This window comes from Rhodovibrio salinarum DSM 9154 (assembly GCF_000515255.1).
Classification (GTDB): Bacteria; Pseudomonadota; Alphaproteobacteria; order Kiloniellales; family Rhodovibrionaceae; genus Rhodovibrio; species Rhodovibrio salinarum.
In genome coordinates this window covers 637629-649694 of record NZ_KI911559.1, presented here as the reverse complement: position 1 = coordinate 649694, position 12066 = coordinate 637629, and the positions used below count along the sequence as shown (strand labels likewise).

Sequence of the window (12066 nt, the reverse complement as noted above, 5' to 3'; positions counted from 1 at the left end):
GGTGAAGGCCGGACCTGACCGTTACCAGCAAAGAAGATGGCCCCGCGTGCCGGCACAGACCAGAGGATCGACCGACGCGCGACGCTTAGCCGCCAGTCGTCCCCAGCGCCTGCGGTTCCAGCAAGATGCCGCGACGGACCTCGCCATCGACGCCCAGCGTGCCGATCTCCTGCCCGTCGACCATGACCTGCAGACCGCCCGCGTTGCCCGTGTGCAGCGTCAGCCCCGGACGGTCCGGGACATTGTAGCGGTCGCCCGGACGCAGCAGACGGGTCAACACAAGGCTGTCGTCGGGACCACGCACCTGGACCCAGGACCGGGCGGTCGCGATCAACGTGACGCGGGAGTTGGCGGTGCTGGCGCCGAACGTGCGGCCGTCGTCGCCTTGGGTGTCCGCGCTGGCGCTCTGGGTCTGTTGCGGGGCGGTCGGGATGCCGCTGTCGTCCTGCTGCATCTCCGGCACCTCCGGCGGCGCCGGGTTGCTGCTGGCCGTATCGGCTGCGGCTTGCGCGGTGTCGCCATTCGTCGATGGCGCGTCAGGCAGATCGATCTCGCCGTCACCTCCAAGAGCAGGCGCGGACTCCCCGGAGTCCCCCGCCGCCGATGCGGTCTGGTCCGGCGCCTGTGGGATCGTCCTGCCCTCACCGGTCTCGGAGGCCGTCTGGCTGCTACCGCCATCCGCCGCGTCGGCGGCGTCCCCCGTCGTCTCGGGCGCCTCCGACGGGGCCGCCGCGTTGGCCCCGCGGCCCTCGGAACGACCGCCACCGCTATCAGGCGACTCTAGCGGCGCCTCATCCGCCGTGGCGTTGGCCCGCTCGCCCGATACGTCCGGCTCGGGGGCGGTCTCCGGCAGATCCGCCACCTGCTCGGTCTCCAGGCCATCCTGGCCACGATCCTCGGTCCCGGCGGCGGGCGTGTCGGCGCTATCGCTGCCAAGGTCGGTCGCCTCGGGCACCGGCGGCTGCTCGGTGGCCCCCACCATGCGCTGCAGGCTCTCGGGCACCTCGGGAACGAGGTCGGCGACCGAGCGCTCGCCGTCGGACAGATAGGCCCAGGCGCCGTACGCAACCGCGACCAGCACGATCGACAGCACCAGGATGGTGCCGCCGGGGATCTTGCCCTCGTTCACAGGCTCCGGGAAGTGCAGCTCCTGATCGCGTTTCAGGCCCTGGCTTTCTTCCTTGAAGCGCTGAACGATCCGGTCGTCGTCCAGCCCCAGGAATTGAGCGTAGCCGCGCACGAAGCCGACGGCGTAGGTCGGCCCCGGCAACTCGTCGAATGCGGATCGCTCGATCGCATCCAGATAGGCATAACGGATGCGTAGACTCTCGGACACCTCGCGCAGGTGCAGACCGTAGGTCTCGCGTTCGCGGCGCAAGCGCTCGCCCACGCTCTCGCGCTGCCCGCCGCCGCCTAGGCTAGGCTCACCCCATCCGGGGTGCGGTTCGCCCTGGGCGGATTGTGCGTATGCTCGTTTCGTATCGTCGGCCATGCGGATGTACGTTCGCCCGATGCTGCCCCGGTTTTCTCAAGCCTGCAGCGGCGTAGATTTGCAAACGATGAACGCGCCCGCTTATTAGCGATCGCGCGTGATCTCGCGGGTGTTGCGAGCCGCCGTGCCGGGAGGGGACCCCGGCGTCGCGCCACGTCCGCTTGCCACCCCGTTGCGCACACTCTCGCGTGCCCGCCATCTTGTAGCAAATGGCCGAACAGCGCGCCAAATGTTATCGCCTACTCCGGCAGCCGGCGATCCGCGCGCTCTCGACGGTGCGGCGCGGCCCCACCCATCGCTGGATGGGGCCGACCACAATCGGGATCGAACCGGCCCTTGGATCGCGCAACAAGTAGCCGTCAGGCCGCCGCCATCGCCGGCTCCACCCGAGCGGCCCAATCCGCCCGCACATCCGACAACAGGACCTGCGCGCGCGGGCTATACACCTGGATCTCGCCCAGGTTCGGCTGGTCGAAGCTCCGGTACAGCATACCGGCATGCCCGCCATCGGCCAGGAAATGGGGCAACACACCGCTGAAGCCGTAGCCGCGTCGGCGCAGATAAGCGAACGCCGCCGCACCGTCGGGCCGACCCAGCGGCAGCAATACCTGCACCGTGCGTCGTCCGGCGGCCTCGGCCACCTCTTCCTCCGCCCGGATCCGCTCGGCGAAGTCGCCGCCCGCGTGCGCGAGGGTCAGGCGGCTCATGTCGAAACGCGGCAGGTCGATCGTCTCCAGGCCCGAAGCTCCGCGGGTGAAGCGGCCGTCGCCAGGCGACACCTGCACGGCCCCACGTTCCCCGACCGCCGTCAGCAGCCGGGCAGCCCAGTCACGATAGCCCATGGGCACATGGGCGGCCTGCGGCGCGGCCTCCTGCACCGGCAAGTACTGCACGATGGTGGCGATGGCCCCGCGCGCGCCTTCCTTCAACAACATGCGCCGGGGCACGTAATCGATCTCCAGCCCGACATCGGCAAAGCCCGCTTCCGAACAGACCTTCTGCGAGACGACATGGTTCGTCAGGGAGGTGGCGAACACACCGACACACCCCGGATCCCGCGTGGCATGGCTCAAAGCCGCCTGGAACAACCAGCGGAAGATGCCGGCCTTGCGATGGTCGGGCAGCACGATCGCCTGCCCCATCTCCCACAGCGCGCGGTTGGGCGCCGAACGCGCAAGCGCGATGTGGCCGGCCAACCGTCCCTTAGGGTCGCGGGCCAGGTACGACACCTGATCGCCGGAGGCGACCGTCTCGGCTAGGGTCGCGGCGTCGTAAACTTTTTCGGACAGGTAATCGTCGCCGTAGACGGCCCGGAAGCCATCGGGCAATTCACCGGCTTCACCGGCCGTCATCCGGCGGACCGTATATCCGCCAACGTCGAACCACAGGTCTTCGATCGGCCGTGTAGACAATTCTTGCGACATCACACACCTCACAGGTTGGTTGAGGGCGTGATTGTCGCTTTGTTGTCCTCGCGAATCTAATAAAAGTACCTTTTTGATAGTATAATACGTGTCGCCGCTTACAGTTCTGAATCAGACACCCACGCGGGTGCATTAAATTGCATGATCTCACCGCTCGGATTGCTGTCGACGGCTTCGCCACAACACACCGACGACCGCGCCGGCAGGTCGCTATTGGCCTGTTTTAGCGAGAGAAATTTCAGGCTAGGGACGTTGGGCGCGGCCGCTCAGGTATCCATCTTGAATTCGGCGAAGCCCATGATCCGACGGACTTTCCCAGACTCGCCGAAAGGCAGCAGAATCCGCCGATAGGCGAGTTTGGCGCCGTGACCACGCCAAGTCACCGTCCCATCGTGATACGCTGGCCGGCCTTTGCGGAGACAGGCATCGAACTCATCGTAGATATCGGGGCGCTCGGCGAACGGAATCAGGCTGGCAAGATATTCGCCCGTGACCTCGCGGTCGTACAGCTCTCGGTAAAAGGTTCCGGCAAGCCGAACCCGGAGCGTCTCCACCGTCTCGCCATCCAGCAGAAAGATCGTCGGCAAGGCCTTGGGAAAGCTGCTCGGATCGATCGCGGAAACCGGTGGAAGACGGCGGCGCCCCCGTGCGCGCTGCCACCAGCGCTCGAAAAACGCGAGGCCATCCATCTTCAAATCGGGGATCGTCCGCACAGACTGGACCTCGGCACGTATCACGGCATATCACCGCCGTTTGGCGGCCCTCCAAGGCACATACGGATTACGCGCAAGATGCACAAGACAGTATGCACAACTGTCACGATGAAGCCTGATTATCTGCAAAATCGTTAACACCGACAAAAAGAAGTAACCATAGCTCAGGACGCACGACCGAACCGCGACGCTCATCCATTCGATCCACCATCACAAAAGCTAATCCTCTAAGCGGCTCAACGCGAGTCCCTTGTGCTCCCTACACTCGTAGCGACGGGGTGTGCCCCTTCGGGGAGGTTGCTGCCGAGAGTTAGTTGTCGGTCGCGACAGCGGTGCGTGCAAGAGCGTTAGATCGCAATCCCCCGGTCGCGGGCGTAACCACGCAGACGCTCGCGCACACTGTGATCGCGCGCCTCCGCCAACTCCCGCATCAGCCGGGCAAGCGGCGGCAGATCGACACTGCGCACGGTCGCGCGCACCGCCGGCACCGCCCGCGGCGCCATCGACAGGTTGCGCAGCCCACAGCCGATCAATGCCAACGCGTCCAGCGGTTGCCCCGCCATTTCGCCGCACACAGAGACGTCGACGCCAGCCTTGCGCGCTTCGTCCGCCAGGGACAACAGCAAACGCAAGCCCGGCGGCGACAGCGGATCGTATCGCCGCGCCAGCCTCGGGTTGCCGCGATCGCTGGCAAACACGTACTGGAACAGGTCGTTGCTGCCGACCGCGATGAAGTCCGTCACCGCCAACAACTGTGGCAGCTGCCAGAGCAGGGCCGGCACCTCCATCATCGCACCGACCCGGATCGTGCTCGGCAAATCCTCGCCGAGGCTCTGGGCGCGCGCCCGCTCCAACTCGACCAGGTCGCGCGCCCGCTCCAACTCGGCGACCGCGGTCACCATCGGGAACATGACGCGCAACTCCCGGCCAGCGGCCGCGCGAATCAACGCGCGCAGCTGCTGGCGCAGGATGACGGGCCGATCCAAGCCGATGCGGAGCGCCCGCCACCCCATGGCGGGATTTTCCTCGTCGTTGCCGCGCCAGTAGGGCAGCGCCTTGTCGCCGCCGACATCAAGGGTGCGGAACACCACCGGCTTATCCCCGGTCTGCTCCAGCACCCGGCCATACAGACGGGTCTGCGCGGCAACGTCCGGGAACTCCCGGCGGACCATGAAGGGGACCTCGGTGCGGTACAGGCCGATACCATCGGCCCCCGATTCCGCGAGTTGCGGCAGGTCGACCAGCAAGCCGGCGTTCATGAACAGGTTGATCCGCGTGCCGTCCCGGGTCACCGGCGGCAGATCACGCGTCTCGGCGTAGAGCGCGCTGCGCCGGGCGCGCGCAGCCATACTCTCCGCGAAGGTGTCGCGTACGCTTTCCGCCGGACGCAGCAGGAGCTGCCCGGTATCGCCGTCGACCAGCGCCTCGTCGCCCGCCCGGGCCTCCGCAAGCGCCCCCCGGCAACGGCCCAGCACCGGAATGTCCAGCGCCCGCGCGACAACCGCCACGTGCGCGGTCGGCGAGCCCTCCTCCAGCACCACCGCCCGCAGCCGCTCGCGGTCGTAATCCAGCAGCTCCGCCGGGCCCAGTGTGCGCGCGAGCAGCACGATATCGTCCGGCAGCTGGTCACCCAGCGGGCCGCTGTCATTGCCGCCGGTCAGGTGATGCAGCAACCGGTTGGCAAGGTCGTCCAGGTCGCTCAGCCGTTCACGGATATAGGGATCGCGGACCTCCGCCATGCGGGCGCGGGTGTCGTTCTGCACCTTCTGCACCGCGGCCTCGGCGGTCAGGCCGCCGTTGACGGCCTCCCGGATTCGGTTCAGCCAGCCGCGGTCCTCGGCAAACATGCGGTAGCTGGCGAGCACCTCCTCGTGCTCGCCGCCTGTCGAGGCAAAGCTCGCCTGGCGCATCAGCTCGTCGAGCGCGCTGTGCATCTCCGCCACGGCCGCGCGCAGACGGATGTGCTCGGCCTCTGGGTCCTCGGCGACCGTCTGGCGGATCACGATGCCACGCTCGTGCAGCACCACACGCCCCAGCCCGAGCCCTTCGTTGAGCACGATCGCAGGCAACCGCACCGGCAGCAGCGCGGCGGTGTCCGAGTGCGATTCCTCGGTCGACACCAGCTCGCCGGAGGCGACCAGCTCGGCCAGCACCATGGCGACCGTCTCGAGGGTCTCCAGTTCTTCTTCGGCGTAGTTGCGCTGGGTGACGTTCTGGATCACCAGTACGCCGAGCACGCGGCCATCCCGTAGGATGGGCACGCCCATCAGGGACTGGAACGGGTCCTCGCCGGTTTCCGGGCGATAGGCGAAGTCGGGATGGTTCTGCGCGTCGGCCAGGCGTAACGGCCGGGCGTGCAAGGCGATGTTGCCGACCAGGCCCTCGCCGTTGCGCAGGCGGGTGGTATGCACCGCTTCCGGCTTCAGGCCTTCGGTGCCGAATAGCTCCAACACCTCGCCCGCGCGCATGACGTAGACCGAACACACCTCGGCCACCATGTCCTGCGCGATCAAGCGGACGACTTGGTCCAGGCGCTCCTGGGCCGTGCCGCCGCCCTTCATGATGTCGCGCAGGACCCGCAGCAGCCGACGGGAGCCGGCCCAGCCGAGGACCTGTTGCGTCATCCCAGACTAGCCTGTGGGAACGGGGTGGCAGGGAAAGCCGATCATTGCACCAGGCCTTCGCGGTTACTCGGTGTCCAGACCATAGGCCGTGTGCAGCGCGCGCAACGCGAGCTCGGTGTATTCCTCGGCGATCAAGACGGACACCTTGATCTCGGATGTCGAGATCACTTGGATATTAATGCCCTTTTCCGACAGCGTCTCGAACATGGTGCTGGCGACACCGGCGTGCGAACGCATGCCCACGCCGATCACCGAAATCTTCACCACGTTGGTGTCGGGCACCAGCTCGTCGTAGGCGAACCCGGAATCCTTATCCTGCAGCAGCTTGATGGTCCGATCATAATCGTCCTTGCCCACCGTGAAGGTGAGGTCGGTGTAGCCGCCCTCGGGCGACACGTTCTGGACAATCATGTCGACGTTGATGTGCTGCTTGGCGAGCGAACCGAACACCTGCGCCGCCGAGCCCGGCTCGTCGGGAACGCGGGTCAGGGTGATCTTGGATTCGTCCCGGCTGTAGGCGATCCCGCTGACGACTTCCTGTTCCACGATCTCGTCCTCGTCCACGATGAGAGAGCCCGGCTTGTCTTCGAAGCTGGAGAGCACCTGCACGCGCACATGGTGCTTCATCGCCATTTCCACGGCGCGGGTCTGCAGCACCTTCGCGCCCTGGCTGGCCAGTTCCAGCATCTCCTCGTAGGTGATCCTATCCAGCTTCCGCGCCTTGGTCACGATGCGCGGATCGGTGGTGTAGATCCCGTCGACGTCGGTATAGATGTCGCAGCGCTCCGCGCCCAGCGCAGCGGCGATCGCCACGGCCGACGTGTCGGAGCCGCCGCGCCCCAGGGTCGCGATCCGGTTGGTCTCGTCCACGCCCTGGAAGCCGGCGAAGACCGCCACCTGACCCTCGCCCATGCGGCGGACGATCTCCTCGCCCTCGATGCGTTGGATGCGCGCGCTGCCGTGGGCATCGTCGGTCAGGATCGGCACCTGCCAGCCCAGCCAGGAGCGCGCGGAAACGCCGATTTCCTGCAGCGCGATCGCCGCCAAGCCGCAGGTGATCTGCTCGCCCGCGGAGACGACCGTATCGTACTCCCGGGCATCGTACAGCTTCGAGGTGTCGCGGACGTAGCCGACCAGCTCGTTGGTGACCCCGGACATGGCGGAGACGACCAGACCGACCTCGTTGCCCGCGTCGACCTCCGCCTTGACCCGCTCGGCGACCTTCTTGATGCGCTCGACATTGGCGACGGAGGTGCCGCCGAACTTCATCACGATGCGGGCCATGGGCGCTCCTGGCCGTGGGGTGAATCTAGAGGCGGTGGGGCGATGGCGGACGGCCGAAAGGCGCGCCGCCATGGCTCAAGGCGGGGCGGTCAAGGAGCATGGCAGCGGCCAGGTGCCGCGCCGAGGTTGCCCCTCGCACAGCGGCCACCCATACTCTACACGCGCTTCGCAGCGCAAGAAATCGCGCCGCAGTCCGCGCACATTGCGCGAAATCTCTCCCCGCGTCGCTAAGGAGCCAAGCGTCCATGGACCAGCCGCCTACCGCGGCCGCCGACCCCGCCACACCGCCGCCAGCGCGCGTCGAAGGCGTCAGCGTCGACCCTCAAGAAATCGGCAAGTTCGCCCGCATGGCGGAAAGCTGGTGGGACCCCGAGGGCGATATGAAACCGCTGCACGCCCTCAACCCTGTGCGGGTCGGCTACATTCGCGACCGACTGGCCACCCGGTTGACCCAGACACAAGCCCCGGGCGAATCGCTGCAGCCATTGGCAGGCATCTCTATCCTGGACGTCGGCTGCGGCGCCGGGCTTCTGGCGGAGCCGCTGGCCCGCCTGGGCGCGCGGGTCACCGGCATCGACGCATCGGCCGAAGCGGTCAAGACCGGCAAGGCGCACGCGGAAATGCAGGGCCTGGCGATCGACTACCGGATCGGCACGGTGGAAGCCCTGGCCGAAACCGGCCAGCAGTTCGACGCGGTGACGATCATGGAAGTGATCGAGCATGTGCCCGATGTCGACACCTTCCTGGCGACCTGCGGCCGGTTGGTACGCCCTGGCGGACTGGCCGTCGTCTCCAGCGTCAACCGCACGGCGAAGTCCTTCCTGTTGGCCAAGGTCGGCGCGGAATACCTGCTGGGCTGGCTGCCGCGCGGCACCCACGATTGGCGGCGGTTCGTCAAACCGTCGGAAGCCGCCCGCGGTCTGCGCGCCGGCGGCCTGCGGATGGCCGAGGTGGCTGGCGTCGCGTTCGATCCGCTGACAGGCTGGCACACGGCCCGGGATAGCGATGTCAACTACATGATCCTGGCCGAAAAACCGGCCGGCGGTTGACGCGGCAGCCCCGTGCCCCTTGGATTCCCGCGCCTGCCAACACAAAGTGTGTGGCGACGGCGCGAAGCCGCGTACGCCCGCGACTGCTCATCAGCCGGCCGCGTCGGCACGACGGACCAACACACCTAACCGCGAAGAGACAGCCGAGAAGGGACACCATGTCGCTGACCAAGACGCTCGCAAGCTGTGCGGCGGCGCTTGCCATCGCCCTCGCCACGCCGATGGGCATCCCGACCGCCAGCGCCCAGGATGGCGGACTGGAAACCCAGCTGGACCAGCAGCAGGGCGGCGGTCTGCAAACCCAGCAGAACCAAGGGCAAACCCAGGGCCAACAGGGTCAGCAGCCCAACATCGAAAGCACGAGCTACGACGACTGGGTCGTCCAGTGCCGCCAACAGAACGGCCAGACCGGGCCGTGCCGAATGGGCCAGGGCGTGCGTAACAGCGAGAACCAGCAGGAGATCATGCAGGTCATCGTCGCCCGCACGCCGCAGCAGGGGCCGATCGTCAACTTCATCGTGCCGCTCGGCGTCAACCTGCAGGCGCCCCTGACCGTCGCGGTCGACGGCAACCAGCTGGGCCAAGCGGCCTACGTCTCCTGCGTTCAGCGCGGCTGCGTCGCCCGCATGCAAATTTCCGACGGCATGTTGAGCGCGATGAAGCAGGGCCGGCGCTTGCAGGTCACCCTGACCGGTCAACGCGGCAACACACGCACCGTCCCGGCCAGCCTGCTTGGCTTCACCGACGCCTACAACGCGTTGTCGTCGTAACGTCGTCAACGTCGTTTCGCCGAGTCAGACTCGCGCAGGCCGCCCGTGCCGTCCCTGCCGTCGGATTGGGTCAGCCGCTTCGCCGGTCACGTGCCGGCGGGACCGGTGCTCGACCTTGCCTGCGGCCGGGGGCGTCATGGGCGGCTTTTTCGTGCCCGCGGCCATCCGATCACGCTGGTCGACCGCGACCTGTCCGGGATCGCTGACCTGGCCGGTCAGGACGGCGTGGAGACGATCGAGGCGGATCTGGAAGACGGCCGCCCCTTCCCGCTGGCCGAACGCGGCTTCGCGGGCGTGGTCGTCACCAACTATCTCTATCGCCCGCTGCTGCCCGCGCTGATCACCGCCGTCCGGCCAGGCGGCGTGCTGCTGTATGAGACCTTCGCCCAGGGCCAGGAACGCCTGGGCCGGCCGACCAATCCCGACTTCCTGTTGAAACCCGGCGAACTGCTGGACGCAGTGCGCGACACGCTCACCGTCGTCGCCTACGAAGACCGCACGCTTCATCGCCCCGAGCCAACGCGCGTGCAGCGGATGTGCGCCGTGCGGCCGACAGACTGAACAGCCTCCTGTAAGGCGGCCAGCGGCGCGGCAGCCTCGTTATCGCGGTCCCAGCACCACCACCTCGAACTCCCGGTCGTGCTGCAGCGCGGGGACCCAACTGCGAGCCTGCTGCACGGACGCGGGGTCAATGTCGACGGTGACCACGCCGGGGGCCTCGTCGCCAGCGTCGGCGACCACCTCACCCCAAGGCGCGACGGCGAGTGTATGGCCGTAGGTACGCCGGCCGCCCGCATGCTCGCCAACCTGGGCGGGGGCGAGCACGTAGCAACCGGTTTCAATCGCGCGGGCACGCAGCAGCGTATGCCAGTGGGCCCGGCCGGTGACCTGCGTGAACGCCGCCGGAACCGTCAGCACACTAGCGCCGGCGTGCGCCAGCGCACGATAGAGCGCTGGGAAGCGCACGTCGTAACACACCGTAAGCCCGAGCCGCGCCCAAGGCGTGTCGGCCACGACCGCCTGCCCGCCAGGCCGGAAGGCCTTGGATTCGCGGTAGGTTTGCCCGTCCGGCACGGCAACGTCGAACATGTGAATCTTGTCATAGCGGGCGGCAATCCGGCCCTGGTCGTCGAACAGGATCGAGCGGTTGGCCAGCCGACCGTCCGCGCCGTCGTCCGCCACCCGCACGGCCGTCGACCCGAGCAGCAGCCACACCCCCAGTTCGCGCGCCAGATCGGCGAAGGCCCGCACCGCCGGATGATCGCCCTCGCCGGGCACGACCTCCCGCAGCTTGGCGTGGTCGGGCTGCAGGATCGGCGTGTTTTCCGGCGTGGCGACGAACGACGCCCCAGCCGCGACCGCTTGGCGGACGAGCCGATCCGCCGTCGCCAGGTTGGCGTCGAACGCCGGGCCGCTGGTCATCTGCACCAGCCCCGCGCGGAACGCCTGACCGCCACCGCCGGACGGGTCGATCGCGTGCCCCTCTGCCATGGCTCAGGTCTGGCCCGCCAGCAGGCCGTCCAGCTTGCCCTGGCGCTCCATCTCGTAGAGCTCGTCACAGCCGCCGACGTGGGTGTCGCCGATGAAGATCTGCGGCACGGTGTGGGCGCCGCCGGCGCGTTCCATCATCTCCGAGCGGCGCTTGGAACTCATGGTGATGTCGATCTCGTTCAGTTGTTCCACACCCTTCTCGTTCAACAGCTTCTTCGCCCGACTGCAGAAGGGGCAGAGCATCTTGGTGTACATCGTGACGTTCGCCATCCCGTCCTCGCTTGTTCGTAAAATCGTTACAGATGCGTATCGGTTCGTCGTCGGGCATCGCATCTTCGTTTCGTGTGGCGCCAGACTCTAGCGCCCGCAGCTCGAAAAATCATGGGGGCGGGCAAGACTAGTCCGGAGCGGTCGGCCGAACCACGCGCGCCAGCGTCAGCACGTCGACCTGCCGCGCCCCGGCGCGCTTCAGCACGCGGGTGCAAGCCGCCACAGTCGCCCCGGTGGTCAGGACGTCGTCGACCAGCAACACACTCCGCCCGCGCACCCGTTCCGCGTAGCGGCGGTGAACCGCGAAGGCCCCGGCAACGTTCCGGCTGCGTCCAGCCGGCGACAGATGCCCTTGGCTGGGCGTATTGCGCCGGCGTCGGAGCAGGTCCGGCACCACCGGCACGCCCGATAGCCGCCCCAGTTGGTTAGCGAGCAGGGCCGATTGATTGTAGCGCCGCGCAAACAGGCGCCAACGGTGCAGCGGCACCGGGACGATCACCTGCGCCTCCGTCAGCAACTCGTGGCCGGCGCGCGCCATCCACTGCGCGAAAGCGGGCGCGGCTTCACTCCGGTCGGCATGCTTAAACCCCAGGACCAGCCCGCGGCTCCCGTCGTCATACGCCATCACCGCCCGTGCATGGGCATAGGGCGGCGGCGACGCATGGCAGGCGGCGCACAGGCTTTCCCCCGCATCGACCTCCGGCGCCAGTTCGAACGGGAAGCCGCAGCAACGGCACATCGGTGGGCCGAGGAAAGTGACCGCCTCCCAGCAGGCGGGACACAGCGTTCCGGCCGCGCCGACAGGACCGCCGCAGGCCAGACAGCGCGGCGGCAGCAGCGCGTCCAGCACCGACCGCCCGGCCGCGACGAACCAGGCGGATGCCGCCCGTGGCCCGGTCACCGCCAACCCCACCCGCCACTACGACCGGCCGGGTCGAAACACGCGGCG

General features: G+C 67.8%; 11 protein-coding genes. 3 read left to right on the top strand and 8 right to left on the bottom strand.

Features of this window, described 5'->3' with window-relative positions; genetic code table 11:
- Nucleotides 1-85 precede the first annotated feature (85 nt).
- The 5 genes from RHOSA_RS0103035 to RHOSA_RS0103015 form a co-directional block, all read right to left on the bottom strand.
- Complete coding sequence (locus RHOSA_RS0103035) at nt 86-1492, bottom strand: RodZ domain-containing protein (RefSeq protein ID WP_081728407.1); 1407 nt, start codon at nt 1490-1492, stop codon at nt 86-88.
- 359 nt (nt 1493-1851) lie between these two features.
- Entirely contained in the window at nt 1852-2916 is a 1065-nt protein-coding gene (locus tag RHOSA_RS0103030; RefSeq protein WP_027287529.1) for a GNAT family N-acetyltransferase, read from the bottom strand.
- A gap of 266 nt (nt 2917-3182) precedes the next feature.
- Nucleotides 3183-3629 (bottom strand): PAS domain-containing protein, encoded by a 447-nt coding sequence (locus tag RHOSA_RS0103025; RefSeq protein ID WP_156092484.1) that lies wholly within the window; start codon nt 3627-3629, stop codon nt 3183-3185.
- Nucleotides 3630-3976: 347 nt separating this feature from the next.
- The gene (gene ptsP, locus RHOSA_RS0103020; RefSeq protein ID WP_027287527.1) at nt 3977-6253 is read right to left on the bottom strand and encodes a phosphoenolpyruvate--protein phosphotransferase; all 2277 of its coding nucleotides are present in this window, start codon (nt 6251-6253) and stop codon (nt 3977-3979) included.
- 63 nt (nt 6254-6316) lie between these two features.
- On the bottom strand, nt 6317-7537 hold the full coding sequence (locus RHOSA_RS0103015; RefSeq protein ID WP_027287526.1) for an aspartate kinase: 1221 nt from the start codon (nt 7535-7537) through the stop codon (nt 6317-6319).
- Between the two features lie 245 nt (nt 7538-7782).
- On the opposite strand from RHOSA_RS0103015, the gene ubiG reads away from it, so the two are divergent.
- The 3 genes from ubiG (at nt 7783) to RHOSA_RS0103000 (ending at nt 9917) form a co-directional block, all read left to right on the top strand.
- Entirely contained in the window at nt 7783-8586 is an 804-nt protein-coding gene (ubiG, locus tag RHOSA_RS0103010; RefSeq protein WP_027287525.1) for a bifunctional 2-polyprenyl-6-hydroxyphenol methylase/3-demethylubiquinol 3-O-methyltransferase UbiG, read from the top strand.
- Nucleotides 8587-8744: 158 nt separating this feature from the next.
- Nucleotides 8745-9356 (top strand): invasion associated locus B family protein, encoded by a 612-nt coding sequence (locus RHOSA_RS20035; RefSeq protein ID WP_051431741.1) that lies wholly within the window; start codon nt 8745-8747, stop codon nt 9354-9356.
- 45 nt (nt 9357-9401) lie between these two features.
- The gene (locus tag RHOSA_RS0103000; RefSeq protein ID WP_027287524.1) at nt 9402-9917 is read left to right on the top strand and encodes a class I SAM-dependent methyltransferase; all 516 of its coding nucleotides are present in this window, start codon (nt 9402-9404) and stop codon (nt 9915-9917) included.
- A gap of 39 nt (nt 9918-9956) precedes the next feature.
- Here RHOSA_RS0103000 and RHOSA_RS0102995 read toward each other — a convergent pair whose 3' ends face one another.
- From RHOSA_RS0102995 to RHOSA_RS0102985, 3 genes are all read right to left on the bottom strand, one after another.
- A complete protein-coding gene (locus RHOSA_RS0102995; RefSeq protein WP_051431740.1) occupies nt 9957-10847 on the bottom strand; it encodes a carbon-nitrogen hydrolase family protein in 891 nt (296 codons plus the stop codon).
- Between the two features lie 3 nt (nt 10848-10850).
- Complete coding sequence (grxC, locus tag RHOSA_RS0102990; RefSeq protein WP_027287522.1) at nt 10851-11117, bottom strand: glutaredoxin 3; 267 nt, start codon at nt 11115-11117, stop codon at nt 10851-10853.
- A gap of 127 nt (nt 11118-11244) precedes the next feature.
- Entirely contained in the window at nt 11245-12018 is a 774-nt protein-coding gene (locus RHOSA_RS0102985; protein WP_051432407.1) for a ComF family protein, read from the bottom strand.
- Between the last annotated feature and the right edge of the window lie 48 nt (nt 12019-12066).